General features: G+C 58.2%; 31 protein-coding genes and 1 riboswitch. Of the genes, 10 read left to right on the top strand and 21 right to left on the bottom strand.

The annotated features are described in order from the left end of the window. Nucleotides 1-8: 8 nt before the first annotated feature. Genes ACR0AH_RS17295 through ACR0AH_RS17285 form a run of 3 tightly spaced genes read left to right on the top strand, consistent with a single transcriptional unit; the run spans nt 9 to nt 2769 of the window. Complete coding sequence (locus tag ACR0AH_RS17295) at nt 9-1931, top strand: nitric oxide reductase activation protein NorD (RefSeq protein WP_480592954.1); 1923 nt, start codon at nt 9-11, stop codon at nt 1929-1931. Continuing rightward, nucleotides 1928-2476 carry a cytochrome c oxidase subunit 3 gene (locus ACR0AH_RS17290; protein ID WP_480592952.1) on the top strand — a complete coding sequence of 183 codons (549 nt, stop codon included), beginning with the start codon at nt 1928-1930 and terminating at the stop codon, nt 2474-2476. The genes ACR0AH_RS17295 and ACR0AH_RS17290 overlap by 4 nt, the downstream gene beginning before the upstream one ends. Before the next feature lie 5 nt (nt 2477-2481). Next, the gene (locus tag ACR0AH_RS17285) at nt 2482-2769 is read left to right on the top strand and encodes a cytochrome C oxidase subunit IV family protein (RefSeq protein ID WP_170408110.1); all 288 of its coding nucleotides are present in this window, start codon (nt 2482-2484) and stop codon (nt 2767-2769) included. Between the two features lie 59 nt (nt 2770-2828). Here the strand turns inward: ACR0AH_RS17285 and hemA are convergent, their stop codons facing one another. Further along, complete coding sequence (gene hemA, locus ACR0AH_RS17280; protein ID WP_480592950.1) at nt 2829-4052, bottom strand: 5-aminolevulinate synthase; 1224 nt, start codon at nt 4050-4052, stop codon at nt 2829-2831. A gap of 185 nt (nt 4053-4237) precedes the next feature. Here hemA and ACR0AH_RS17275 point away from each other — a divergent pair, with 185 nt between their 5' ends. Then, nucleotides 4238-4939, top strand: a complete 702-nt coding sequence (locus ACR0AH_RS17275; protein ID WP_170566658.1) for a Crp/Fnr family transcriptional regulator — start codon at nt 4238-4240, stop codon at nt 4937-4939. Nucleotides 4940-4966: 27 nt separating this feature from the next. Here the strand turns inward: ACR0AH_RS17275 and ACR0AH_RS17270 are convergent, their stop codons facing one another. From ACR0AH_RS17270 to ACR0AH_RS17205, 14 genes are all read right to left on the bottom strand, one after another. Further along, on the bottom strand, nt 4967-5224 hold the full coding sequence (locus tag ACR0AH_RS17270; protein ID WP_170566660.1) for a hypothetical protein: 258 nt from the start codon (nt 5222-5224) through the stop codon (nt 4967-4969). Nucleotides 5225-5237: 13 nt separating this feature from the next. After that, a complete protein-coding gene (locus tag ACR0AH_RS17265) occupies nt 5238-5930 on the bottom strand; it encodes a NapC/NirT family cytochrome c (protein WP_170471354.1) in 693 nt (230 codons plus the stop codon). Between the two features lie 26 nt (nt 5931-5956). Beyond that, nucleotides 5957-6391 (bottom strand): nitrate reductase cytochrome c-type subunit, encoded by a 435-nt coding sequence (locus tag ACR0AH_RS17260; RefSeq protein ID WP_170398181.1) that lies wholly within the window; start codon nt 6389-6391, stop codon nt 5957-5959. Between the two features lie 12 nt (nt 6392-6403). Continuing rightward, entirely contained in the window at nt 6404-7315 is a 912-nt protein-coding gene (napH, locus tag ACR0AH_RS17255) for a quinol dehydrogenase ferredoxin subunit NapH (RefSeq protein WP_480592948.1), read from the bottom strand. Then, nucleotides 7312-8130 (bottom strand): ferredoxin-type protein NapG, encoded by an 819-nt coding sequence (napG, locus tag ACR0AH_RS17250; protein WP_480592946.1) that lies wholly within the window; start codon nt 8128-8130, stop codon nt 7312-7314. The genes napH and napG overlap by 4 nt, the downstream gene beginning before the upstream one ends. Before the next feature lie 27 nt (nt 8131-8157). After that, on the bottom strand, nt 8158-10650 hold the full coding sequence (gene napA, locus ACR0AH_RS17245) for a nitrate reductase catalytic subunit NapA (protein WP_170625402.1): 2493 nt from the start codon (nt 10648-10650) through the stop codon (nt 8158-8160). Nucleotides 10651-10667: 17 nt separating this feature from the next. Continuing rightward, on the bottom strand, nt 10668-10940 hold the full coding sequence (locus ACR0AH_RS17240; protein WP_170425561.1) for a chaperone NapD: 273 nt from the start codon (nt 10938-10940) through the stop codon (nt 10668-10670). Beyond that, nucleotides 10937-11446 carry a ferredoxin-type protein NapF gene (gene napF / locus ACR0AH_RS17235; protein WP_170566668.1) on the bottom strand — a complete coding sequence of 170 codons (510 nt, stop codon included), beginning with the start codon at nt 11444-11446 and terminating at the stop codon, nt 10937-10939. Before napF ends, ACR0AH_RS17240 begins: the two co-directional genes overlap by 4 nt. A 140-nt stretch (nt 11447-11586) precedes the next feature. Next, nucleotides 11587-13515 carry a 1-deoxy-D-xylulose-5-phosphate synthase gene (gene dxs / locus ACR0AH_RS17230; protein ID WP_480592944.1) on the bottom strand — a complete coding sequence of 643 codons (1929 nt, stop codon included), beginning with the start codon at nt 13513-13515 and terminating at the stop codon, nt 11587-11589. 14 nt (nt 13516-13529) lie between these two features. Continuing rightward, a complete protein-coding gene (locus tag ACR0AH_RS17225) occupies nt 13530-14396 on the bottom strand; it encodes a polyprenyl synthetase family protein (RefSeq protein ID WP_480592942.1) in 867 nt (288 codons plus the stop codon). Continuing rightward, complete coding sequence (locus tag ACR0AH_RS17220) at nt 14397-14639, bottom strand: exodeoxyribonuclease VII small subunit (RefSeq protein ID WP_010443127.1); 243 nt, start codon at nt 14637-14639, stop codon at nt 14397-14399. Continuing rightward, nucleotides 14636-15562 carry a histone deacetylase family protein gene (locus ACR0AH_RS17215; protein WP_170595083.1) on the bottom strand — a complete coding sequence of 309 codons (927 nt, stop codon included), beginning with the start codon at nt 15560-15562 and terminating at the stop codon, nt 14636-14638. Before ACR0AH_RS17215 ends, ACR0AH_RS17220 begins: the two co-directional genes overlap by 4 nt. Before the next feature lie 69 nt (nt 15563-15631). Further along, nucleotides 15632-16333, bottom strand: coding sequence for a response regulator (locus ACR0AH_RS17210; RefSeq protein WP_170398206.1), 702 nt, complete (start codon nt 16331-16333; stop codon nt 15632-15634). Next, entirely contained in the window at nt 16330-16842 is a 513-nt protein-coding gene (locus tag ACR0AH_RS17205; protein WP_170398209.1) for a MarR family winged helix-turn-helix transcriptional regulator, read from the bottom strand. Before ACR0AH_RS17205 ends, ACR0AH_RS17210 begins: the two co-directional genes overlap by 4 nt. A gap of 158 nt (nt 16843-17000) precedes the next feature. On the opposite strand from ACR0AH_RS17205, the gene ACR0AH_RS17200 reads away from it, so the two are divergent. The 4 genes from ACR0AH_RS17200 (at nt 17001) to ACR0AH_RS17185 (ending at nt 19889) form a co-directional block, all read left to right on the top strand. Then, nucleotides 17001-17867 carry a branched-chain amino acid aminotransferase gene (locus tag ACR0AH_RS17200; protein WP_170398212.1) on the top strand — a complete coding sequence of 289 codons (867 nt, stop codon included), beginning with the start codon at nt 17001-17003 and terminating at the stop codon, nt 17865-17867. Nucleotides 17868-17983: 116 nt separating this feature from the next. After that, nucleotides 17984-18934, top strand: coding sequence for an AraC family transcriptional regulator (locus ACR0AH_RS17195; protein WP_170613144.1), 951 nt, complete (start codon nt 17984-17986; stop codon nt 18932-18934). A gap of 111 nt (nt 18935-19045) precedes the next feature. Continuing rightward, nucleotides 19046-19411: an SPW repeat domain-containing protein gene (locus ACR0AH_RS17190; RefSeq protein WP_480592940.1), complete on the top strand. Its 366-nt coding sequence runs from the start codon at nt 19046-19048 to the stop codon at nt 19409-19411. Nucleotides 19412-19679: 268 nt separating this feature from the next. After that, a complete protein-coding gene (locus tag ACR0AH_RS17185) occupies nt 19680-19889 on the top strand; it encodes a hypothetical protein (RefSeq protein WP_170398221.1) in 210 nt (69 codons plus the stop codon). Here ACR0AH_RS17185 and cobO read toward each other — a convergent pair. The 5 genes from cobO to ACR0AH_RS17160 all read right to left on the bottom strand — a co-directional run bounded on the left by cobO (nt 19886) and on the right by ACR0AH_RS17160 (nt 23832). After that, on the bottom strand, nt 19886-20485 hold the full coding sequence (cobO, locus tag ACR0AH_RS17180) for a cob(I)yrinic acid a,c-diamide adenosyltransferase (RefSeq protein ID WP_480592939.1): 600 nt from the start codon (nt 20483-20485) through the stop codon (nt 19886-19888). The two genes, ACR0AH_RS17185 and cobO, sit on opposite strands and share 4 nt — an antisense overlap. Before the next feature lie 58 nt (nt 20486-20543). Then, on the bottom strand, nt 20544-21479 hold the full coding sequence (locus ACR0AH_RS17175) for a DMT family transporter (RefSeq protein WP_480592937.1): 936 nt from the start codon (nt 21477-21479) through the stop codon (nt 20544-20546). Between the two features lie 54 nt (nt 21480-21533). Next, nucleotides 21534-22196 carry an HD domain-containing protein gene (locus ACR0AH_RS17170; protein WP_170648326.1) on the bottom strand — a complete coding sequence of 221 codons (663 nt, stop codon included), beginning with the start codon at nt 22194-22196 and terminating at the stop codon, nt 21534-21536. Further along, nucleotides 22180-23280, bottom strand: a complete 1101-nt coding sequence (gene aroC / locus ACR0AH_RS17165) for a chorismate synthase (RefSeq protein ID WP_170648328.1) — start codon at nt 23278-23280, stop codon at nt 22180-22182. The genes ACR0AH_RS17170 and aroC overlap by 17 nt, the downstream gene beginning before the upstream one ends. A 111-nt stretch (nt 23281-23391) precedes the next feature. After that, entirely contained in the window at nt 23392-23832 is a 441-nt protein-coding gene (locus ACR0AH_RS17160) for a 6,7-dimethyl-8-ribityllumazine synthase (RefSeq protein WP_170398283.1), read from the bottom strand. 72 nt (nt 23833-23904) lie between these two features. Then, a riboswitch (FMN riboswitch) is annotated at nt 23905-24051 on the bottom strand. A gap of 55 nt (nt 24052-24106) precedes the next feature. Between ACR0AH_RS17160 and ACR0AH_RS17155 the strand changes: the two genes are divergently transcribed. Further along, nucleotides 24107-24721, top strand: coding sequence for an FMN-binding negative transcriptional regulator (locus ACR0AH_RS17155; protein ID WP_170398286.1), 615 nt, complete (start codon nt 24107-24109; stop codon nt 24719-24721). A 22-nt stretch (nt 24722-24743) separates the two neighbouring features. On the opposite strand, the gene ACR0AH_RS17150 is transcribed toward ACR0AH_RS17155, so the two are convergent. After that, nucleotides 24744-25190: a c-type cytochrome gene (locus tag ACR0AH_RS17150; protein ID WP_170425585.1), complete on the bottom strand. Its 447-nt coding sequence runs from the start codon at nt 25188-25190 to the stop codon at nt 24744-24746. 485 nt (nt 25191-25675) lie between these two features. Here ACR0AH_RS17150 and petA point away from each other — a divergent pair, with 485 nt between their 5' ends. Next, a complete protein-coding gene (gene petA, locus ACR0AH_RS17145; RefSeq protein ID WP_170398293.1) occupies nt 25676-26260 on the top strand; it encodes a ubiquinol-cytochrome c reductase iron-sulfur subunit in 585 nt (194 codons plus the stop codon). Nucleotides 26261-26273: the final 13 nt, after the last annotated feature.

Below are 26273 nucleotides of genomic sequence, written 5' to 3'. Positions count from 1 at the left end.
GCCGGCCGATGGTCAGGATCGATTTTGAGCCATGGGAACCCGAAGAAACGATCGGGAAACTGTGGCACACCCTTGCCAGTCGCCTTGATGCACCTGAAGTGCATGATGGAGCCGCGGTCGACCTCTCAGAGGTCGCAGGGCGGCTGGCAGTCCTCTTTCGAGGACTTGGGGGTAGTCCGGGCGTAGAATTGCGCCCGGTCTCTCCCGAGATTTCGCGCCACCGTCTGGGGTGGCGTCGTCGTCTGGCAACCGAGGCCGAGCTAATGCCGCGTGCGTCGTTCGATGGCGAAGTTCTGCGTTTGCCGGATCGGCTGGCGGTGTTTCCCGCGCGTGAAGCCAACGGTGCGCTTTATGTCTGGCTGGCCGCCGCCGCTGCACATGCCGGAACTCGTATCGACGAAGACGACCCGTTGCGCGCCGACCTGCATGCGCTTGTCGCCGCCCGACAGATGGTCGAGGCGGCGTTGCACAACGCCCCCGGCCTGCGACCGCTATATGCGGAACTGTGTAAGGGCGTGCTGTATCAACGCGACATTTCCGGGCTGCCACCCGTCGAGGCAGCGGTTGAAGAACTGGTCCGCCACATGCAGGGCGACCCCGCGCCTTTGTCGCCAAAGGCTGAACATCTTCTAGCGTTGGATGACGACCTCACCGCCCCGCGCGGCTATCAGCATTTCCGGCCTGTCCCGCTGTGGCCCGAGTTGCGCCCGGTCGGGTTCTCCGAACATAACGAAGTGGAGAACCCCGAAACCGAAGGACCACCTGAGGAATCCGGCGAAAAAACTCACCGTGCCCGCCGCCGCAAATCGGATCAGGCCAACCGCAGCGACAGTTTCATCCTGCACAAGTTCGAAGCGATCCTCAGTTGGGCCGAGTTCCTGAACATCAACCGGCGCATCGACGATGACGATCCTGATAACGCCAAGAAAGCCGCCGATGATCAGGAAGAGATTGGCTTGGGTCAGATCTCGAAGGCGCCGCCGACCAAACTGAAACTTCATCTGGACCTCGCTCCGGAGGACGTGAACCGCGAACGCCTGTCGGGACGGGTTTTGTATCCCGAATGGGACGTGCGCATCGGCCAATACTTGCCCGATCATGTCAACGTTCTGACCTCGGATGCCGAGATTCGCGAAGATGCCGCCGAGTTCGGCAAAGACCCCGCCACTGCCCGCCGCATCCGCGCCGTGAAACGCCAGTTCGAGGCGCTGCGCCCGGGCCGCGTGATGACGCGCGGTCATCTGGATGGTGATCAATTGGATATCGAGGCAGCCGTTCGGGCGCAGGTAGACCGTTGTGCCAATGGCGAAGGCACCGAACGTATTTGGATGCAATCGCGCCCCGAGGCGCGCGATTTGGCGGTGTCTATCCTGCTGGATGTCAGCCGCTCGACCGAAAGCGCTGTCACAGGCCGCGCCGTAATCGACATTGAACGCGAGGCTCTTGCGGCACTCGCCTGGGGTCTGAACGCCTGCGGCGACGATTTCGCCATCCACGCCTTCAGCTCGCTGAAACGCCAGCGGGTTTATGTGCAGCGCTGTAAACGCTTCGATGAGCCGATGGGTGGTTTGGTGGAACAGCGCATCGCCTCGCTGCGCCCCGGCCACTATACCCGCCTCGGCGCCGCAATCCGCCATTGTTCCGCCGATCTGGCCAGCCAATCGCGCAAACGCCGGTTGCTATTGATCATCACTGACGGCAAACCCAACGACCTGGACCATTACGAGGGTCGCCACGGTATCGAAGACACCTGCATGGCCGTGCGCGAGGCGCGTAGGGCAGGGCAATCGGTCTTTGGCGTTACCATCGACAAAACCGGCAAAAGCTGGTTCCCGCGCATGTTCGGTCAAGGCGGCTTCGCCGTCATCCCCGACCCGCACCGGCTGATCATGGCTCTGCCTCAGATCTACCGCCAACTGGTTGGAGCATGAGCGACGCCTCTTTGATCGATGAGCTTCCGGGCGAGCTGCTGATGTGGGTTCTGATCATCTCGGAATTGCTGGTTTTCGGTGCGGGCCTGATTGCCTTTATGGGCGTGCGCCTGACCGACCCGACAGGATTTGCCGAGGCTCAATCGCACCTTTACCGGACAGGGGCGGCGCTCAACACGGTGGTGCTGGTCACCTCGGGCTTTCTGGCGGCGCAGGCGCTGCAGTGGCGAAAAATCGCGCGCCGGGGCATGGCTCGAATGGCCTTGATCACTGCCGCCGTGCTGGGTGTCGTGTTCCTGATCATCAAAGGTGCGGAATACGCGGGCAAAGCCGCACAGGGGATCACCTATGAGACCCACCCATTTTTCCTGTTCTATTATCTGCTGACCGGGTTTCACGCCGCACATGTGTTGGCAGGGGTCGGTATCCTGCTGCTGGTCGCCTGGCGTGACGATCCACGCAACATTGAGGCAGGTGCGCAGTTCTGGCACATGGTCGATCTGGTCTGGATCATGCTTTTCCCCGTGATCTACCTGCTGGGATAATTCCGATGCCTGCAGCACCATCTTTTCCCAAATACTGGCGAAGAGCGCTCCATAATTCGCTCACACGTGCATGGCTGACCCTTTTGGTGCTCAGCGTCGCATCAGCACTGCTGACTGTGCTGCCCATCCCGCCATCCGTTCTGGCGGGGTGTATTCTGGTCCTCGCACTGGCGAAATGTCGCGTTATCCTGGCTTGTTATCTTGATCTCGTAAACAGCCCGGCCTGGCTGCGAGGTTTCACCATGGTGCTGACGGGCTTTGCCATCATTGTCTTCGCCCTCTACCTGATCTGACTCAAAAAACGCCGCCTCCGGGGAGACGGCGAAGTATTACGCTAGGGGGCGCTTCTTGGTTATTGGGCTGCCATCGGCATGCGCGCAATCTGACAGCGTTGCCAGAGGGTGGACAGCGCGCCAACCAGATGCTCGATATCCTCATCCGTATGTACCGGAGACGGCGTGATCCGCAGACGCTCGGTCCCTTTTGGTACGGTGGGATAATTGATCGGCTGAATGTAGATGCCGAACTCTTCCAGCAGCGTGTCCGAGATAAACTTGCACTTCACCGGATCGCCAACCATCACCGGGATGATGTGGCTGGGGTTAGGAATATGAGGAATACCTTCCGCATCCAAACGGGCCCGAACCTGCACTACACGGGCTTTCTGCAGGTCGCGTTCAGCATTCGACTGTTTCAAATGCCGGATCGAGGCCGCGGCCCCGGCCGCGATCGATGGTGGCAGGGCGGTGGTAAAAATAAACCCGCTGGCGAAGCTGCGCACGAAATCGCACAGCGCAGCCGAGGCAGCAATATACCCGCCCACCACACCGAACGCTTTACCAAGCGTGCCTTCGATCACCGTCAGGCGATCCATAAGGCCTTCTCGTTCAGCGATACCACCGCCGCGTGGCCCATAGAGGCCAACGGCATGAACCTCATCCAGATAGGTCATCGCGCCGTATTTGTCGGCGAGATCGCAAATCTCTTTGATGGGGGCGATGTCACCATCCATCGAATAGACCGACTCGAACGCGATCATCTTCGGCGCATCGGGATCAGCTACGGCCAGTTTGGCTTCAAGGTCATCCAAATCGTTGTGTTTCCAGATCACCTTCTGCGCCCGCGAGTGGCGGATGCCTTCGATCATCGAGGCATGGTTCAGTGCATCAGAGAATACGATCAGGCCGGGGATTTTCGCGGCGAGAGTGCCAAGGGCTGCCCAATTCGAAACATACCCGGAAGTAAACAGAAGCGCGGCTTCCTTTCCATGCAGATCGGCCAGTTCGGCCTCAAGCAGCACGTGGTCGTGAGTGGTGCCTGATATGTTTCGCGTGCCCCCGGCCCCCGCGCCACAGCGATCCAATGCGTCATGCATTGCATCGATAACTGATGGGTGCTGACCCATGCCAAGATAGTCATTCGAACACCAGATCCGCACATTTCGCTGGACAGATCCATCCGTCTGACGTGCGTTCGGGAAAGAACCACAGCGACGTTGCAAGTCTATGAAAACACGATAGTTCCCTTCATCCCGAAGGTCACTGAGGCTTTGACTGAAATAACGCTCGTAGTCCATGTTACGTGCTCCCCGGAATACTGGCTTTGAGCCGAGAATAGGGCAGCGAACCAAGCCGCAACATGACAATAGTCAAGTTTAGACAACATAAAACTATGGTGCACAACTGCCGGCTCTGGCATAGCGTGGAACAGGGATGGACCGACCGCGCCCATGCGCCGGCAGGAAATAACAGGGGTATTCTCTTGTCTCACGAAGCACAAAAAGCGATCGCACGTCAGTCGCTGCTGCTGCGCAGTTTACCGGAACAGCATGTGGAAACACTGCTGAGCCACGCGATCTGGCGTCAGTATGACCGTGGTGAGACAATATTCCTGCAGGAGGAAAAAGCGCAGGCCATCCACGTCGTGCTTGAGGGTTGGGTCAAGCTGTTCCGCATGACCCCCACCGGGGCCGAAGCCGTCGTGAGCGTCTTCAAACGTGGTGACAGTTTTGGCGAGGCCGTGGCGCTGCGTAACGTGCCTTACCCCGTTTCAGCTGAGGCCGTATCGGCCTGCGAAGTGATGCACATCCCCAGCCCGATCCTTATCTCGTTGATGAAGGAAAATCCGGAGATCGGGATTTCAATTCTGGCCGCGACCTTTACGCATCTGCACTCGCTGGTGGCGCAGCTGGAACAGCTCAAGGCGCAGACCGGTGCGCAGCGGGTCGCCGAGTTTTTGCTGAACCTCTGTGACACTGATGCGGGTGAGTGCGAAGTATCGCTGCCTTATGACAAGATGCTGATCGCGGGTCGTCTAGGGATGAAGCCCGAAAGCCTGAGCCGGGCGTTTTCGCGGCTCAAGGCGGTCGGGGTAAAGATAAACCGCAACCACGCCGAGATTTCGGATATCGGCAAATTGCGGGATTATGCCGAAAGCGATCCGGCGGAAAACTGGGGGCGGTAACCCGGCACTGCCGCCGGGTTGACCTGTTCAGACCGTCGCGCCCTTGCGGCGAATGGCGGTGCCAAGGCTACCGGCACAGACACCGACGATGATGGCGATGACCAGCGCCATGGTCCCGACATGGGAAAACTGCCACCCTGCAAAAAGCAGCGGTGCGATCAGACCAACCAGACCGCCCAAAAGGGCTCCCAGCCATAATTGGCGTGTCATCATGCCCAGTGCCAGACCAAGAATGCCGGGCAGGCCCAATACGTTACCGCCGATGGTTCCAAGTAACTCTAACATCTCTGTCCCCACCTTAATCCGAGCTTTTGTTCAGGAACGCGCGGATGTCGTCCCCTGAAGCGGCTGCGTGTTCCTGCAGAACCTCGCCGTCTATCTCTTTCGCAATCTTTTCATACGTTTCCAGATAGTTGGGTGGGAGGCTGTGCGCGATACCCTGATGGCAGTCGATACAGGTCATGCCGTTATCGATCGCGCGCTGGTGTTCATTGGCGGCCCGGGTTTCCTGAATCGTGAAGTCCATATAGTCGAAGTTGTGACAGTTACGGCATTCCCGGCTGTCGGATGCTTTCATCTTCTTCCAAACGGCCGTCGCCATAGCGAGACGATGATCCTCATACTTCTCGGGCGTGCTGATCGTGCCTGCCAGTTCGTGGTAGACATCCTTCACGGCCATGATCTTGGCTTTGATCTTATGGTTCCACTCGTCCGGGACGTGGCAATCCGAACAGATCGCCCGCACGCCCGAATGGTTGTTGTAGTGGATCGTCTCACGGTATTCGCCGAGATTGACCTCCATCGTGTGACACGAGGTGCAGAACTCTTCTGTATTCGTCAGTTCCAGCGTCCAGTGGAACCCACCCCAGAACAGGATGCCTGCCAGAAATCCGGCAAGCAGGGTGAAGCCAACGCTGAGGACGGCGATCGGGCTCCAGAACCAGGTCCAGAGGCGCCGGATGAGCCCTTGTTTTTCTTGGGAGTCGGACATGTCACGCTCTCCTTTTCGACCTGAGTTTAGTTTCCGGAGGAAGGTTCAAAAGTGTTGTCGACCAGCGGCAGCGCATCGGCCTGCGGCACGTGGCACTGATTGCAGAAATACCGTGTGCCGGCGATCTGATCCAACTCTCGCCCTTCGCGGTCCAGATAGTGAGTCATCGACAACGTCGGAGCGTTGCGCTCACCAGCCTTGGTCCAGTCATGGCAGGAGAGGCACTGATTGGTGCGCAGGTCGATCTGGTACTGTTCGATCGAATGTGGGATCAGCGGCGGCTGCTGGCGATAATTACGCTGCATTCGGCCTTCGACTGTCCGATGCACCTGATCCAGAACGGCGGGCTCATCGACTTCGGCACCGCGTAGGCTGTTAACTCCGGCAGACTGCGCGAGGGCCAGGCCACCGAGGAGCAGCGGCGGGATCAGGGCAAGGCCCACTAGGATCGGCTTTTTCATCTTCTCACTCCTTCAAAAAGGTCTTGAGGCGCGCGGCTGGGGCGCGGCGGTTGATTCCGGTGGCGCGGCGGTCAGGGCGTCGAACCGATGGGTGAAATTGAAAACGTCTTCAGCGCAGACATCGATGCAGCGACCGCAATTGGTGCAGTCGGGCGACAGGATCAGCGGGTTGTCTTTGCCTTTCAGCGCCGGAGAGATCACATGGTTTTCCGGGCAAACCGCGTAGCAGTCCATGCAATCGTCACAGGCGTTGCGATTGGCGGCGCTGACCCGCAGCATCGCCTTGCTGCCCACCAGTCCGTAGAATGCGCCTACGGGGCAGACATGGCCGCACCATCCATGGCGCGAGACAAGCAAGTCAAACAGGAAGATCGCGGCGACCATCGCCCAGACGAAGCCCATGCCAAAGATCAGTCCGCGATGCAGCATGGTGATCGGGTTGACCAGTTCCCATGCAATTGCGCCGGTCAGGCCGGACACGACCAGCACGGTGGCCATGATCCACAGCCGCGTTCCGCGTTTGGGCTGCCAGCCTTTTTGCAGGCCCAGCTTGCGGTGCAGCCAGTGCGCGCCTTCGGTTACAGGGTTGATCGGGCAGACCCACGAGCAATAGACGCGGCCTCCGACCAGCGCGTAGGTAACCAGAACGATGACGGCACCAATGGCGGCGGTCAGTTCGGGCCAGTGCCCTGCGATCAGACTTTGCAGAAAGACAAACGGATCGGTCAGGGGCAGTACGCCTAGGGTCAGCGACCCGGCCAGAGTGCCCTGCACGATCCAGAGGCCGAACCACGGGCCCAACAGGAACAGTACCAGGAAGAACACCTGGCTGGCGCGGCGCAGCAGCAGGTATTTATGGGCACTCAGCCAACCTTTGGCGGCGATAGCTTCATGCCCCAGCGGCATGTTTGTGCGGACGGTCATTGAGTGACCTCCGGCAATTTGAAGCTGGGCTCAAACCCGCCCGGTGCGACAAGGTTATCGGTGCCCGGCCCCGGCAGGCGATCAGGCAAATCGATGATACCTTCGACGACGGGCGCGCCTTTGGCTTCTTTCTCTTCCCAGCCCTTGCGGTAGTGATCGGCGCTGCTGCCCCGAGCCAATCGGGCGGGAAGAACTTTGATCGCCGCTTCGGGCAGAACGCAGCTTTTCTCGCAAACGCCGCAGCCGGTGCAATGATCGGCGTGAACGGTTGGAATGAAGATTGCATGACTGCCCGAGCGGGCGTTGTGTTCGGTCTCCAGCGTAATGGCCTCGTCGATGACGGGGCAGACGCGGTAACAGACATCGCAGCGCAGGCCGAAGAAGTTCAGGCAGTTTTCCTGATCGACCAGAACGGCGACACCCATCTTGGCGTCGTCGATATTGTCCAGTCCGGGGTCCAGCGCCCCGGTCGGACAGGCAGCGACGCAGGGGATGTCGTCACACATTTCGCAAGGGATATCACGCGCGGTGAAATACGGCGTGCCGGTGGCCATCGCATCGACACCCAGCTCGGCCAGTTTCAGCGTGTCATAGGGACACTCTCGCGCGCACAGACCACAGCGGATGCAGGCTGACAGAAAGTCTTTTTCGGGCAAGGCACCGGGGGGGCGCAATGCCTCGGCCGGCAACGCCCGCGCGTCCCGCGCCAGCCAGGCCAGCAAGGACCCGGCTGCTACGCAGCCGCCCGCTGCGCGCGCCGAGTCCTGCAGGAACCGGCGCCGCTGCGGCGAAAGGGGTGTGCCAATACGAGACATGGGGACGACCTTTGCCTTGCCAGCCTTTTACGCGCGCTCGACCTTACAGGCGCATTTCTTGAAGTCGGTCTCTTTCGAGAGCGGGCAGGTCGCGTCCAACGTCAGCTTGTTTGTCAACTGGCCTTCGTCAAACCATGGCATGAACACCAGGCCACGCGGCACTTTGTTCCGGCCTCGGGTTTCGACCCGGCTGTTAACTTCGCCGCGGCGGGTGGAAAGAACGATCTCCTGCCCGCGGCGCAGACCGCGGTCGCGCGCATCATCCGGGTGCATGTAGACAACGGCGGCGGGATAGGAGCGGTGCAGTTCGGGCACGCGGCGGGTCATCGAACCTGAATGCCAATGTTCCAGCACACGCCCGGTGCAGAGCCACAGGTTGAATTCCTCATCCGGCACCTCGGGGGCGGGTTCGTATGGCGCGAAGATGATCTTGGCCTTGCCGTCCTTATGGCCATAGAATTTCACGTCTTCGCCTTCAGGCACATACGGATCATAGCCTTCTCGGAAGCGGTACAGTGTTTCCTTGCCATCCACGACTGGCCAGCGCAGGCCACGCGCCTGGTGGTAGGTTTCGAATGGAGCCAGATCGTGCGCGTGGCCGCGCCCAAACTCGGCATATTCCTCGAACAGGCCCTTTTGCACGTAGTAGCCAAAGTGCTCGGACTCGTCGTTGTCGAAACCCTCTGCGGTCTCTGACAGCGGGAACTTGTCGATCGTGCCATTGGCGAACAGCACGTCATACATGGTCTTACCACGATGTTCTGGCATGGTGGCCAGCAGTTCCTCACCCCAAACCTCTTCAACGGTGAAGCGTTTGGAGAACTCCATCAACTGCCACAGATCGGATTTCGCTTCGCCCGGAGCTTTGACCTGTTGCCGCCAGAATTGGGTGCGACGCTCGGCGTTGCCATAGGCGCCTTCCTTCTCGACCCACATGGCGGTAGGCAGGATCAGGTCAGCCGACAGGGCTGTTACAGTAGGATAGGGATCGGAGACGGCAATGAAGTTCTCCGGGTTGCGATAGCCGGGATAGCCTTCTTCGTTGATATTGGGCGCGGCCTGCATGTTGTTGGTGCACTGCACCCAATAGGCATTCAGATCGCCGTCCTTCAGCTTGCGGTGCTGCAAAACGGCGTGGAATCCGGGTTTGGGTGGGATGGTGCCCGCAGGAATTTTCCACGCGGTCTCGCAAATCTCGCGGTGTTTGTCGTTTGCCACAACCATATCAGCCGGCAGACGGTGAGCGAAGGTTCCGACCTCACGTGCCGTACCACAGGCCGAAGGTTGACCGGTGAGCGAGAAGGGCGAGTTTCCGGGTTCGGAAATCTTACCCACCAGCAGGTGCACATTGTACATCAGCGAGTTCACCCACGATCCGCGAGTGTGCTGGTTGAAACCCATGGTCCACAGGCTCATCACTTTGCGGTTGGGGTCGGCATATTGCTGGGCCAGACGCTCAAGCTGAGCGGCAGGAACACCTGAGAGTTCCGATGTGTATTCCAGCGTGTATTCCGATACCGCTTCGGCATATTCTTCGAAGCTGATCGGCTCCATCTTGCCAGAGTTTGGATTCTCTGCCTCTTCCTGCAGCGGGTTGTTATCGCGCAGTCCATAGCCAATATCGGTGGCGGTCTTGGTGATGTTGACGTGTTTGTTGACGAACTCTTCGTTCACCGCGCCGTTCTGGATAATGTAGTTGGCGATATAGTTCAGGATCGCCAGATCGGTCTGCGGCGCAAAGACCATTCCATTGTCGGCCAACTCGAACGAGCGGTGTTCATAGGTCGACAGTACATGCACTTCGGATCCTGGTTTGGTCAGACGTGTGTCGGTCAGGCGTGACCACAGAATCGGGTGCATCTCGGCCATGTTCGAGCCCCAGAGCACGAATGTGTCTGCGTGCTCGAAATCGTCATAGCAGCCCATTGGTTCATCAATGCCGAAGGTGCGCATGAAGCCGACAACCGCCGAGGCCATACAGTGGCGCGCGTTCGGGTCGATGTTGTTGGACCGGAAACCAGCCTTCATCAGTTTGGCAGCGGCGTAGCCTTCCCAAACGGTCCACTGGCCCGAACCGAACATGCCGACACTGGTCGGGCCTTTCTTGGCAAGGGCCTCTTTCCACTTGGCAGCCATGACGTCGAAGGCTTCGTCCCAGCTGACTGGTTCGAACTCACCATTCTTGTCATATTCGCCGTTGGTTTTGCGCAGCATCGGCGTGGTCAGGCGGTCTTTGCCGTACATGATCTTGGACAGGAAATAGCCCTTGATACAGTTCAGACCGCGGTTCACCGGCGCATCCGGGTCGCCTTGCGTGGCGACCACGCGCCCGTCTTTGGTGCCAACCAGAACCGAGCATCCGGTGCCGCAGAACCGGCAGGCGGCTTTGTCCCAACGGATATCAGGGTTGCCGACCTGAGCGCTGGCTTGTCCGGTCGCAAGGGGAAGTCCTGCGGCTGATGCTGTCGCAGCGGCGGCGGTTGATTTCAAAAAGGTCCGGCGGGATTCAGAGATGGTCATGACATGGGTCTCCGGCTTTAGATCTGGCGAGAAGCGTTAAGGTGCGGACGGGTCTCCGCGAGGTCTTCGAAATGGTGGTAGGTCAGGGTCAGAGAGATCACACCCGGGATCTGGTGCAGATCCATGATCGTCTCGGACGCCATTTTTTCCGGCGTATCCTCGACCACAACAACAATGCGGCCATCCTCGGATGCCGCGTGAACTTCTGCCCCGTTTGTACCTGCAATCGCGGCCTGTGCACTCTGCGTGGTTTCGGGGGTTACATGGACGAGGCATCCACAGATATTCATAAGGCTACCTCCTGAGCGGGCGGGGTGTGGCGTTCGAAGCTGACAGAACCGGCAGGACAGGCGCTGGCACAAGCGCCACAGCCGGTACAAATATCGGTGTCGAGTTGGGGTTCAGCACGACCACCGGTTTGCAGCCGAAAGCGGATCGCGTTTTGGTCGCACACATCCTGACAAACCCGACAGCTGACACCATTCATCGACAGGCAAGAGGCCGACACCGCAGCGCGCCAAGGCCAATCAGCCACGTGTTCAGGATTCAGCGCCCCGGTCGGGCAAGCGTTGGCGCAATCGCCGCAAAAAGTGCAGGGGCCTGCATCCAATTGCACAACAGGCCAGCCTTGCGCGTCGAAACGGATGATATCTTCAGGGCAGGCCTCGCGGCATTCGTCGCATTGAGTGCAAAGCTCAAGAAACTCGGTCACCGCACCCGGTGGGTGGATGGCTGATGTATCCTCGCGCAGCACTTTCCCTTTCAGGAATGCGCGTCGGCTGGCTAGCTTGTTCATTCGCTCGCGACCTTTGAGTGATCGACAGGGGTTGGCCTGCCTGACTCGGGTGTTAGCGTAGCACAGCGTGTAAGGAATTGACCTAGATCATTTTTGAACTGCTTATTTTTTCAGCATCCAGGGGCGGCAACACCCGAATATCAGGCGCGTTTCTCACCGATTGTAGCAACGCCAAGAACCGAAAGCACCATTGCCTCGATCTGTTCTGCGTTCATTCCTGCGACGGCGTACATATCCGCGGGGCTCGCCTGATCGATGAAGATATCCGGCAGCACCATCGAGCGATACTTCAACCCTTCGTCAAACACGCCCTCATCCGCAAGCAATTGCGCAACATGGCTGCCAAAGCCGCCGATGGCCCCTTCCTCGATGGTGATCAGTGCCTCGTGATTGGCAGCCAGATCAAGGATCAGGTCCCGATCCAGCGGTTTGGCAAAGCGTGCATCGGCGATGGTGGGCTTGATCCCGCGCGCCGATAGCGCCTCTGCTGCTTTCTGCACCTCGACCAGCCGCGTACCGAAAGACAGCAGCGCCACCCGGGCGCCTTTCTGGATCAACCGGCCCTTGCCGATCTCCAATACTTCTCCGCGCTCGGGCAGATCAACGCCCGCTCCTTCGCCGCGAGGATACCGGAAAGCGATCGGGCCATCGTTATGTGCCACCGCAGTGGCGACCATGTGCATCAATTCGGCCTCATCTGCAGCCGCCATGACAACCATACCCGGAAGGTTGGCCATGTAAGCAATATCAAACGACCCCGCATGGGTCGCACCGTCTGCCCCAACCAGACCCGCACGGTCGATGGCAAATCGCACCGGCAGGCGTTGGATCGCCACATCATGTACAACCTGATCATAGCCACGCTGCAGGAAGGTCGAATACATCGCACAGAATGGTTTCATGCCCCCGGCGGCCAGCGCAGCCGAGAAGGTCACGCCATGCTGTTCGGCAATCGCAACGTCGAAACAGCGCGACGGATAGCGCTCCGCAAACAGGTTCAGCCCGGTACCGTCCGGCATCGCGGCTGTAACCGCGACGATCTTGTCATCCCGCGCTGCTTCATCGACCAGTGTCTTGCCAAAGACCGAGGTATAGGAAGGCGCGTTCGAAGGCGCCTTTTTCTGCTCGCCCGTCACCACATCGAACTTGGCGGTCGCGTGACCCTTGTCGCGGGCCTGTTCGGCGGGGGCATACCCCTTGCCTTTCTTGGTCAACACATGGATCAGGATCGGTCCGCTTGCCTTCGCCTTGACCGCACGCAGAACCGGCAGCAACTGGTCCAGATCATGCCCGTCGATCGGGCCAAGATAGGAAAAGCCGAGCTCTTCAAATAGCGTCCCGCCCATGGCCATGCCCTTCAGCATATCCTTGGCGCGCTTTGCCCCTTCGCGGAAGGGTTCCGGCAGCAACGACACCGCACCTTTGGCAGCAGCTTTCAGATCGTGAAACGGTTCTTCGGCATAGATGCGCGATAGATAGTTCGATAGGGCACCCACCGGCGGTGCAATGCTCATCTCATTGTCATTGAGAATTACGATCAAGCGTTTCTTCAGGTGGCCTGCGTTGTTCATCGCCTCAAAGGCCATGCCGGCGGACATAGAGCCATCGCCGATCACAGCGATCGCATCGCCCAGCCCTTCAGGCGTAACGCCGCCCAGATCACGCGCGACAGCAAAGCCTAGCGCGGCACTGATCGAAGTACTGGAATGTGCAGCGCCGAATGGATCATAGGCGCTTTCACTGCGCTTGGTGAATCCGCTTAGGCCGTCTTTTGTGCGCAGGGTGCGAATTCGGTCCCGGCGTTCTGTCAGAATCTTGTGCGGATAACACTGGTGACCTACGTCCCAGATGATCTTGTCTCGTGGCGTGTCGAATACCGCGTGCAGCGCCGTGGTCAGCTCGACGACACCCAGACCAGCGCCCAGATGCCCTCCGGTCACCGAAACTGCTGAAATCGTCTCGGCCCGCAACTCATGTGCGACCTGATGCAACTGCGCATCTGAAAACTGCTTCAGATCCGCTGGGCGGCTCACAAGGTCCAACAAGGGCGTATTCGGGCGGTCAGACATTTGGCGTTCCTGGCTTAGCTGTCCCGGGCAATAACGAAGCGGGCAGCCTGCTTCAAGGTTTCTGCAGCGGGGCCATGTTCGTCCAGCGCAGCACAAGCCTGATCCACAAGCTCAATTGCACGGGATCTGGCGGCGTCCAGACCCAGTAGCGAGACAAAGGTCGCTTTGCCCGCCTCGGCGTCTTTCTGCAGCCGCTTTCCGGCCTTTTCGGCATCTCCTTCGACATCCAAAATGTCATCCGCGATCTGAAAGGCAAGCCCAAGCGCCTGGGCATATTGGCGCAAGGGGGTGGGATCGGCCTGCGCCAATCGCGCACCCGCGCAGGCGGACCATTCGATCAACGCACCAGTCTTGCCCGCTTGCAGATGTGTAATCTCATCCAGTGTCAGCGGCTCCGCCGCCGTCTCAGCGGCGATATCCAGCGCCTGACCCAGAACCATACCCTGTGCGCCGCTCGCTTTTGCTAGCGTTAGAGCCAGTTCAGCGCGTATTTCAGCGTTTCCAACCTCTGGTCGAGCGCAAAGCTCAAACGCAAGTGTCTGCAGCGCATCCCCGGCCAGAACGGCGGTGCCCTCATCCCATTTCACGTGCACCGTCGGGCGTCCACGCCTCAGGTCGTCATCATCCATGCAAGGCAGGTCGTCATGGACCAGAGAGTATGCATGCAGCGCTTCGATACCTGTCGCTGGCCAGATTGCCCGAGCTGTATCGACGCCAAGCAACCGCGCGCTTTCCACTACCAGAAACCCTCGCAGACGCTTGCCGCCCTCGGTGGCATAGGCCATGGCCCGTGTCACATCCAGATCATCCAGCGCGCTCAGAACCAGATCGAAATGGCCCTGAATCAGCGTGGCATCCTGTGCCAGCTTTTCACGAAACATTTACTGACCTTCGACAGGCGTCGTCCCGGTTGGCTGGCCATCTGCGTCCAGAGTGATCGCGGCCACTTTTTCCTCAGCACGCTTCAGCTCATCCTCGCAGCGCTTCTTCAATGCGGCGCCACGTTCGTACAGCGCAATCGATTGATCCAGCGCCACATCACCACGTTCCAACTGGCCAACCACGGCCTCAAGCTCTTTCATCGCTTGTTCGAACGTCATTTGTTCAACTGGGGTATCGGTCATCGTGCTGCCTTTATCAGTTCTTCCACATGGGCGCGTGTCGCCTCGGCCAATGCGTTCAGATCATAACCGCCTTCCAGAGTCGAGACGATACGGCCATCACACACGTCATCGGCAATCTTGCACAGCTCCGCCGTGATCCAGGCGAAATCGCCAGTGGACCAATTGAGATTGGCCAACGGATCATCCTGATGCGCATCAAACCCAGCGGAAATAATGATCAGTTCCGGCCTAAACGCCCGCAGACGCGGAAAGGCTTGCGCTTCATAGGCTGCCCGCATCTCGGCCCCACCCGTGCCCGGAGCCAATGGTATGTTCAAAACGGTTTCATAAGCACCGGTCTCATCCGGGCGGCCCGAGCCGGGCCATAAGGGCATCTGCTGGCTGGTAATCACCAAAGCGCGTTTCTCATCCCACAGCAGGTCTTGCGTGCCATTGCCATGATGCACGTCGAAATCCACCACTGCCACGCGGTTCAACCCGTGATGATCCAACGCGTGCTTTGCAGCCAGCGCGGCATTCCCAAACAGGCAGAACCCCATGGCCGTCTCGGTCTCGGCATGATGCCCCGGAGGCCGAATAGCGCAAAACGCGTTCGGCGCTTCGCCGGCCAGAACTATATCAACGGCCCGCACGGCGGCACCCGCCGCACGATAGGCTGCATCAACAGATCCCGGAGACATGAACGTATCCCCATCAATCTGTTTGAACCCATCCGGGGGCCTGTGGTCGAGAATATCGCTGATATGGTTCTGCGGATGCACCCTTAGCAGATCATCATCCGCCGCCAACGGCGCCGTCACACGCTGAAGATCCAGCCCCTCAAGCGCATGTAGGATATGCTCTAACCGCGCCACCCGTTCCGGATGTCCCTCAGGTGTCACATGGTGCAAACAATCTGCATGGGTCAAAAGGGCGGTTTTCATCAGGATCCCATCTTCATCTGGCTAAAAATACCTTCGCCGAAGGCCTAAGATCGCCGCGCAGCGGCAAAATCAATCCGGTGCCAACATATACCCTGCACCCCGTACGGTCTGCAGATACCGGGGTTGCTTCGGATCTTGCTCAAGCTTCCGACGCAAGCGGGTGATCTGTACGTCCACAGCGCGCTCCTGTGCCTGACCTTTGTCACGCCCCAGATCTTCGACCAGCTTGGCTCGGCTGATCGGTTCGCCGGGTTGAGCCGAGAATATTTTCATCAACTGGCTTTCGGTCGCGGTTAGGCGCACCGGGTCTTCGCCCTGCCACATCTCACCGCGTTCGATATCATAGCGAATGGGCCCAAGATGTAGAATCTTCGCCGCCGTGTCCTGTGCAGGTGTCTCTGGCATCCGACGCAGAATGGCGTTGATCCTCAGCAGCAACTCTTTCGGCTCGAATGGCTTGGCCAGATAGTCATCCGCGCCCGCCTCAAGCCCGGCAATCCGATGCTCGGTCTCGCCCTTGGCCGTCAAAAGCAGGATCGGGGTGGAATGGGTGTCGCGCAGGGATCGGGTCAGGCTCACACCGTCCTCACCGGGCATCATCACATCCAGCACGATCAGATCGAAATCCAGTCCCGACAAAACCCGCCGCGCATGGGCTGCATCCCGCGCTGAGGTCACCAGAAAACCGCTGCGCATCAGGAATTTCTTGAGCAAATCACGAATACGCTCGTCATCGTCGACGATCAGAAGATGGGCGTCCATTTCGCTCATGAAGTCGTATCCCGCAGTTTCGTATATGCACGACGCATATCAGCATCCATCATCGCTTCAAGCACTTTGCGAAACCCGGCCACCGCTTCGGGGCCCGCATCTTTGTAGGCCGCACGCATCCGGGCGCGCTGGGCGTCAGATAGTTTGGCCTCGAGTGCCTTTCCTTTATCCGTCAGAAATAGGTGGCGTTCGCGTTTGTCCACTGTTCCGACCCGGCTTTCGACCAACCCATCTTCAATCAGGCTGCGCAAGACGCGATTCAGCGATTGCTTCGTGACACCCAATATGGCCAGCAGATTGTTCACCGTCGTTCCCGGCGCTCGGTTGATAAAGTGGATGGCCCGGTGATGCGCCCGACCATAGGCCAATTCAGTCAGGATGCGATCAGGATCAGCGGTAAAACCTCGATAGGCAAAAAACATGGCCTCGATGCCCTGCCTCAGTTGTTCATCTGTCAGAAACAACAGGCTTTCTCCGCCAAAGACCGGGGCGGGACGGATGTCGGTCATGTTGGGCCTCATTCGCAATATAACCTGACTTTATGTCAGCCTTATTGACATTCCAAGAGCGCGCAGGTATCGAATCGCAGTTTTTGCGCAACATTGTGTCCGATACGGACCTAAGCGGCGCAACATTCGGAAATATCGACCGGTTCAGGAGGTTTCGCATGGCTGGATATGACGATCGCGACGGTGTCATCTGGATGGATGGCGAATTGGTGCCCTGGCGTGAGGCCAATGTGCACATCCTGTCCCACGCGATGCATTATGCGTCTTCGGTGTTCGAGGGTGAGCGCGCTTACAACGGCAAGATCTTCAAAAGCCGCGAGCATTCCGAACGCCTGATCGCGTCGGCAGAGGCGCTGGATATGCCGATGCCATACTCGGTCGATGAGATCGAGGCCGCCAAGGAAGAAGCGCTCAAAGCCAGTGGTCTTCAAGATGCGTATGTACGTGCGCTGGTCTGGCGTGGCTCGGGCGAGGATATGGGTGTGGCGTCCGCCAAGAATCCGGTTCGGATGGCCATCGCTGTTTGGCCTTGGGGTGCCTATTACGGTGACGCTAAGATGCAAGGCGCCAAGTTGGACATCGCCGAGTGGAAACGACCAAGCCCGGAAACCATTCCAGTCCATGCCAAGGCAGCAGGTCTTTACATGATCTGCACCATTTCCAAACACAAAGCTGAGGCCAAAGGCTGCTCGGACGCTTTGTTCATGGATTATAATGGCAACGTCGCCGAGGCGACGGGGGCAAATGTCTTCTTCGTTAAGGATGGCGAAGTGCACACCCCGCTGGCCGATTGCTTCCTCAACGGCATCACTCGTCAGACGGTGATCCAGATGCTGAAAGACAAGGGCATCACTGTTCATGAACGTCGGATCCGTCCCGAGGAGATGGCCGATTTCGAGCAATGCTGGCTGACTGGCACTGCAGCCGAGGTTACACCTGTCGGGCAGATCGGCGATTATACCTTCGAGGTTGGCGATCTGACCCGCGAAATCGCCGAAGATTATGAGAAATTGGTCCGCGCGTAAGTTAACACCGTATTGAACCCCCGCTCAGGCGGGGGTTTTGATTGCAGATCATGCAAATATGCATGCAGATTGTTCGAAGGTATGGACGCTGCCGGGCCAAGCCGTATCGTTGGCTCATGTTAGATCTTCTCAGCGATATCCTTACACGCCTTTCTCTGCGTGGCACATTTTATTTCCGCACATCCTTTACTCCGCCGTTTGGGATACAGGTGCCGGGCTTCGAGAACGTGGCCCGGTTTCACTTTGTGCAACGCGGTGAATTGAAGGTGCACCTGCCAACAACCGGCGAGACCTTGCGGTTGCGGCAGGGTGATCTGATTCTTATTCCTCACGGTGCGCCGCATGCGCTGCTGTGTAATGAAGTCAAACCCTATGATGCCTTGCCCCTTGAGCAGGTGTTAGAGCTGTCAGGCTACAAAGGCGATGGTGTCCTAGTTTATGGCGGTGAGGAAGATGAGCGCGATACGCAACTGATTTGCGGACATTTCTCATTCACCGGGCCAGCCGGGCGAAACGGAACCGGTCATATGCTGATCGACCGGTTGCCACCTTTTATACTGATCGAGAATTACGGTGAAGAAGCGGGTGCCTGGATCGAGGCGACATTGCGCATGATCGGATCTGAAGTGTCCGGTGCTCGTATCGGCGGTGATCTGATCGCGCTGAAACTGTCCGAAGTGCTGTTTGCGCAAGCGATCCGGGCATACCTTGAACACCAAAGTCCTCATGATGCCGCGCTTGCCGGATTTGCCGATCCGCGCATCTCGCGGGCGCTGACAGCATTTCACCAGTCTCCGGCGCAGGAGTGGAGCGTTGCGATGCTCGCGCGAGAAGCAGCAATGTCACGCACCGCATTTGCGCAGCTTTTCTCACAAAAGATGGGGACTACCCCGATGCAGTACCTGACGGACTGGCGGATGCAGATCGCGTGCCATGGGTTGACCGAAAATCGCTGGAACGTTGCGGATGCTGCAGCAGAAGTGGGATACGCGTCCGAGGCTGCGTTTTCACGCGTGTTCAAGAAGCAGGTCGGACTGTCGCCCGCCGCGTATCGTGCGATGCACTAATCGCACGGACTAATTGAACGATCTGCAGTAAATGCAAAACGAACTGAGATGTTGCGTTCAATCGCGCGCCCCTAATCTTTGATCATCACTGATTGAAGAAAGGAAGTTCACATGTCCCTGCGTTTTGTCACCCGCTCTGTCCATGCCTATCTTGACTACCCGGTTGCGATTGCGCTGATGGTTTTGCCTTTTGTTCTGGGGCTGGGCCAGTCCAGCCCGCTGGCACTTTGGCTGTCCGTTGTGACCGGCATTGCAGCATTCGTGCTGACCGTTCTGACAGACCATCACCTTGGGATTTGGCGGGTTCTGCCATACAAGTTCCACTTGGCTGTTGATCTGCTTGTCGGCGTCACGTTCCTGTTTGCGCCCAGCCTGTTTGGATTTTCTGGGCTTGATGCGTTGTTCTACTGGGTGAACGGGGCCGCAGTCGTTGTGGTGATCTCGCTCAGCGCGCCCGAACAGAGCGCTATTGCTTGAAGTGAGTCAGAACCGTAGCGATCAGCTGGGCCATGCGGGCATCCGGATGGCCTTTTTTTGTTTTAGACACTAATAAGGCCAAATTTGCCCAATGGGTCGCCCCTGTTGCATCAGATTTTCAGGCTTGAATTTTCCGACAAAAACCATCAGATATAGCGCAGCGCCAGATGACACCATCAAGCAACTGGTTCCGGGGCGATCTGTGGGCTCAGCAAAAGCAGATGTGAAAGCCAGCCATCGCCCCGGGAACGACCAAAGGAGCCCGCGATTGCGTGATCGATTTGAAGAACTGATGGCCGATCCCTGCTGTGCATCGTGTGATTGCGACGCGCTAACCTCAGAAGTCGCGGCCTATCTCGATCACAAGACCTGCAACGCCGAGCGCTGCCGGGCGCTCGAAGAACGCTCAGCCGCAACGATGTACGCAGTCAGGCGCGATTCGATGCGCGCGCTGAATGAGGGTGGCGCGCGGGCCTAGAAATCCACACCACGTTGGGCTTTGATGCCGGCTTGGAACGGGTGTTTTTCTTCGGTCATCACGGTTACCAGATCCGCATAGTCCCTGAGGGCTTGCGGGGCATCCCGGCCAGTCAGGAATACACTGGTTTTGTCTGATCGGGTCTGAAGCCCTTCAATAACAGTGTCTACTGAAAGGTATTCGTAGCGCAGGGCGATATTGATCTCGTCGAGGACAACCAGATCGTAGTCGCCGCTTTTCATCAGATCACAGGCCTTGTTGAAGGCCGAAGTCGCAGCCGCGATGTCGCGCTCGCGGTCCTGCGTATCCCAGGTAAACCCTTCGCCCATTGTGTGCCAGGTGACCAGGTCGCGTTCCTCAAAGAACCTGCGCTCACCGGTTTTCCACTTGCCCTTGATGAACTGAACCACAGCCACTTTCTGGCCCCAGCCCAATGCCCGGATCACCACGCCAAATGCAGCCGAGGATTTTCCCTTGCCCTTACCTGTATTGATCAGCACCAGTCCCCGGCCGGGATCGACCGCTTCCGAGACTTTCTTGCGGTGCTTGGCTTGCACCTCTTGCATCTTTTCTTTGTGGTTCTGTGCGTCGCTCATCGGGAAACCTCATAGGTATATCGCGACCCAACCTAGGGAAAGATTGCGAAAGGTAAAGTCAGGCTTTGGGATCCGTTGCTGATCGCGCTTTGGTCCGATCAAGGCCAAGTTGTCGTTCACGCAGGATCACCACGACGTTGCCTGCAATCACCAACGCCGCGCCGCCCAGCATCACCAGGGTTGGCAACTCATCGAACCAGAAATAACCAATGACAATGGCGAACAGCATTGTGGTGTAGTCATAAGGTGCCAGCATTGACGCTTGTCCAAACTTGTAGGACGAGGTCACTAGAATCTGCGCCACTCCGCCGATCAGGCCGATTGTCACCAGCAATGCGGCTTGCTCCCATGTCGGGATAACCCAGCCCCAAAACACTGTGAGACCCGAAAGCAAGGTCGCTGTGAGAGAGAAATAGAACACGATTGCGGCGGGATGATCCACCTGTACCAGTTGGCGAATATGTATCTGCACAAAGGCACGGGCAACGGTTGCAGCCAGCACGCAAAGCGCACCTATTGTTGCGGCGGTTTCGGCAGTGCCTGAACCCAGCCGGGGCCAGATCATGATCAGAACGCCGACAAGGCCAAGCGCGACGGCCCCGATACGAATCACTCGTATCCGCTCGCCCAACATGATTGCTGCCAGAATCAGCGTGAAGATCGGGGTTGCATATCCGATGGCGGTTACTTCGGGCAGCGGCAACAGGCTAAGACCAGTAAAGGTCAGCCCCATCGCCGAGGTTCCCAGAACCCCGCGCCAGAAATGGCCCATCGGCTTCTTGACAACAAAGCCATGCACCAGCTCTCCTCGCCAGACCAGCCAGGCGATGATAACCGGAATCGCGAAAAGCGAGCGGAAAAACACCATCTCTCCCGGCGGGAAATCATCTGACAAAGCCTTGACCAATGCAGACATCGTCGTGAACAGCACGAGCGCACTGAGCTTGAGCGCCACGGCCAATGCCGGACGATGCGATGTTAAGGATTTCGCCATGGTCGCGAACCTGCGCCTTTGAGGCGGAAAGATCAACTGGCCAAAGTTGCCGTATCAGAGATTGGACCAGTCTAGTGGAAGCTGAGCTCCAATTTCCTCTGACAGGTCCTTTAGAAACCTCATCATCCGCGCGGCTCTGTCCTGCGCGATGGCCCTGCCTTTTTCGGTCAGCATATCATTGGGTAAGCGCAGCAGTTTTATTTGCCAGTGATCGATTGAAAAAATCAGGTCATTCGGCAAACGGTTTTCGGCAAACGGATCTGACGGGTCATAAAGGGTGCGTCCCAGGGCGCCCGATACTGAAAAGTTGCGGGCGATACCGATAGCACCCAACGCATCCAGACGATCGGCATCCCGTAGTATTCTCGCCTCGGGTGTTTCGGGCGGGATGTTGGCCGAAAAGCTATGGGCGGCAATGGCGTGCTGAACAGCTTCCGTTTCGATGGCTGTATAGCCAAGGTCTGCGAGAATAGGCTCTGATTCAGCGGCGGATCGCATCGAGGCCAGATGCCGATCCGGATCATCTTTTGACAGGTTGATCAGATCATGCAGATAACACGCCGCCAGCAAGACACGCGGGTTGGTTTCATCATCCGCAATCGCCTGCGCATTAACCCAAACCCGATCCAAGTGCGCCAGATCATGCGCCGGATCCGTCTGCATCCGTTGCCTGACGACAGCGCGCAGCGAAGCGCGCAGATCAGCCAATCCGTCCACGGTTCTCGCCGATTTGACCACGGTGCAGGAGCAGGTGATCGAGGATCACGCAAGCCATCATTGCCTCACCTACCGGAACGGCGCGGATGCCGACGCAGGGGTCGTGGCGGCCTTTGGTAATGATCTCGGTCTCTTCGCCGGATTTGGTGATGGTCTTGCGGGTGGTCAGAATGGACGAGGTCGGCTTGACCGCAAAGCGCACCACAAGATCCTGGCCGGTCGAAATGCCGCCCAGAATACCGCCAGCGTGGTTCGAGCTGTATTGAGGGCCGTCCTGTCCCATGAATATCTCGTCGGCGTTGGCCTCGCCAGTCAGTTCGGCGGCGCTCATGCCTTCACCGATTTCAACCCCTTTAACGGCGTTTATCGACATCATGGCTGCAGCCAGATCAGTATCTAACTTGGCATAAACCGGCGCGCCGAGCCCCGCCGGAACGCCGCGCGCGACCACTTCGACCACTGCGCCGACCGAGTTGCCGGATTTGCGCAGGTCGTCCAGATAAGCGGCCCAATCTTCGGCTGCTTTGGCGTCGGGCGTCCAGAATGGATTCTGTTCGATCTGCGACCAGTCGAAATTGGCACGGTCGATCTTGTGCGGACCGATCTGGGTCATATAACCGGTGATTTGAACATTCGGAGCGATCTGTTTGATAGCCTCACGCGCGAGTCCTCCGGCCGCCACACGTGATGCCGTTTCCCTCGCCGAACTGCGCCCGCCGCCGCGATAGTCACGGATCCCGTACTTCTGCCAATATGTGATGTCGGCGTGTCCCGGACGAAACTTGTCCATGATGTCGCCGTAGTCTTTCGAGCGCTGATCGGTGTTCGCGATCATCAACTGCACCGGTGTGCCCGTGGTCTGGCCTTCGAACACACCGGACAGGATTTTAACCTGATCGGGTTCGCGCCGCTGTGTGGTGAATTTGTTCTGACCTGGTTTGCGCTTGTCCAGCCAATGCTGAATCATGCCCTCATCGATTGTGACACCCGGAGGGCAGCCATCGATGGTCGCACCCAAAGCGGGCCCGTGGCTTTCACCCCAGGTGGTAACGCGGAAGAGGTGGCCAAAACTGTTCATCGACATGGGGCATGCTCCTTTGAGCGACGTGATTAGCGGGGAGTGCCTTGGTCCTCAAGTGGATTTGCATTTGCAGAGAAGCAAGCGCCGCCCTGTGGGCGGCGCGATTGGAATAAATCAGGCGGCTTGAGCCACCGTGGCGCGGGTTGCGGCGATCTTGAGCGCTGCATGAGCTGCCTCGCGCCCTTTCTCGATGAAATGCGCGCGATAGATGGCGTTGTGGTGATCCGTTTCCTGATACTGATGCGGTGTCAGCGAAACCGACAGGACCGGAACACCTGAATCGAGCCCGGCCCGCATCAAGCCATCGACAACCGCTTGTGCGACGAAGTCATGCCGGTAGATGCCGCCATCCACTACAAAGGCAGCGCAGGCTACGGCGGCGTAGCGCCCCGTTTGCGCCAGGTCACGGGCCAGCAGGGGCATCTCGAAAGCGCCCGGAACGTCGAATACATCAACCTGATCGGCCGGAATTAGTTCGAGAAACCCATCCAGCGCGCGATCCACGATATCTGAATGCCAGTTGGCTTTGACAAAAGCATAGCGGGTGTGTGTCATCATGATCTCCTTTCGTAACAGACACGTCACCCAAGGCGATCACGAGCAGGCACACCGCATTACCGGCGTGCTGCACGTTCTCTTTCATCCGGACTGTAACCGTCGGCTCTGGCTTCTCACCAGATCTGCTGACACCCCGGAGACCGGGGCCGCTCGCGGGCTTACGGGTCATGCCCGCATACCGCCGGTGGGGAATTTCGCCCCGCCCTGAGAACGAGTGGGACCTTGCCAAGGAGATATCGCTTCTGCAAGAGAAATTGGCAGGAGGACGAATATGCATCCCAATCCCACCTTTCGCGCCGAGACGCGCGAGCGTCACATCGAGTTTGCACGTGACCGCGCCTTTGGTGTTCTGGCGGTGTCGACATCGGATGTACCGTTGTTAAGCCACGTTCCCTTTCTTCTGAACGAGGATGCTTCATCGGCTGACCTGCATCTGGTCCGGTCAAATCCGATTGTTAGGGCGCTGAAACAGCCGCAACCTGCGAAGATCGCTGTGTTGGGGCCGGATGGGTATATCTCGCCTGACTGGTACGAAGTCGATGATCAGGTGCCGACCTGGAACTATGTAGCGGTGCATCTAACTGGTGTGCTTGAGATGCGGCCAACGGACGACCTGCGAAATCTGCTCGACCGGCAGGCGGCAGACTTTGAAAATCGCCTGCTGCCAAAGCCGCCATGGTTGGCGTCCAAGATGACACCAGACGCGCTGGATAGAATGATGCGCATGATCGTTCCCTGCCGACTCATGATCTCGGATATCGACGGCACTTGGAAGCTGAATCAGAACAAACCCGATGAGGCGCGACATCGCGCGGCTGATCACGTGCACTCAGCAGGACTTGGCAGCGAGGTGGCGCGCTTGGCCTCGTTGATGCGCAAGGCCTGAGGCACGCGTTCTCGCCTTCCATTCATTGAGCGCTGAATGTGGCGAGATAAGCAGCGATGTCATCTGCGCCTTTTTTCAGCTTGACGCTCATGTTCGGGCGGGCGGTGTCATCATCCAGATATTCCTTGATGAACCCGATCGGATCCCGAGAATAGGCGGCGATGTTTTCTTCAGTCCACACAAGCCCTTCTTGCCCGGCGCGGATCATGTCGTCGGTGAACATCCCGATGGGCAAACGTTCACTTCCATAAAGATAATCGTTCTCAGTTCCGGCGGTGCGGCCAACTACGCCAAAGAGATTCGGCCCGGTGATGCCGCCTTTGACCAGAACCTCGCCATTTTTGATGATCGCATGGCACGAAGAGCATCTGTTATAGAGCTGTTCGCCTTTCGCCGGATCGCCGGCTGCGATCGCCTGTACTGAAGTCAGAAACGAAACAAAAACTACGGTTGCTGCTATTTTGAGCATTGAACATCTCCGGCTGGGAATATTGCGCCTGTGGCCTTTCACGCATTCCCGTTTAGAGTGCAATCGAATTCTGGTAGATAATCACGTGTTTGAAATATCTATTTTATATTAATAATATAAGAGGAATCGTATCGCGCTAAAATAGAAGGAATACAGTGTTCCTAAGGTAGAGATGCACGTGAAATCGGCGGCGTTCGCATAGGGTGAGGAGATTTCAATTTGGGGATCTACCAGCGCGGGTCGATGCCGAATCACGTCCCGCCTGCCTGGCGCCAATTCGCCGCTCTGAGGGTTGAAATCTGCATTTGAGATTGAAATTTTGCCCTTTCACCGTGACATGAATGCTTAGATGCGGCGTATTGCGCGTTTAAGAGCGCTGGACGAACTCTATTCTCCCCGATAGATACCCCGTTTAAGACGCCGCACTTGTGCGGTGCGCGAGCTTTATGCCCGTTCGCGGGCGCCAGATAATCGGAGATAACCTCGTGTCCCAAGCTGAAGACCACGAAGGCACCCGCAGAGATTTCCTCTACTACGTCGCTGGCGGCGCAGGTGTCGTTGCCACCGGGGCTGCCGTTTGGCCCCTGGTAAATCAAATGAACCCATCGGCAGACGTCCAGGCGCTGTCCTCGATCCGTGTGGATGTAAGCGGGGTAGAGCCGGGCACGCAGCTGACTGCAAAGTGGTTGGGTAAACCTGTTTTCATCCGTCACCGCACAGGTGCCGAGATTCAGGAAGCTCAGGAGCAGGACGCTGAAGGTGTCGACGCGCTGCCTGACCCGCTGGCTCGCAACTTCAATTTGAACGCCGATGCACCAGCGACCGACGCCAATCGCGTCATGCCTTCGCCCGAAGGCGAAGGAGAAGGGGCGTGGATCGTTCAGATGGGTGTTTGTACACACCTGGGTTGTGTGCCGCTTGGCGATGCTGGCGATTTTGGCGGTTGGTTCTGCCCCTGCCACGGCTCGCACTACGATCTTGCCGGTCGTATCCGCAAAGGCCCCGCGCCTGAAAACCTGCCCATTCCGCCCGTTGAATGGGTGGACGCCACCACCATCAAGCTCGGCTAAGGGAGACCTAACT

It is taken from the genome of Ruegeria sp. AM5, from assembly GCF_056540645.1.
The sequence above is the reverse complement of the archived record's forward strand: the minus strand, read 5'-3'. Positions and strand labels throughout refer to the sequence as shown.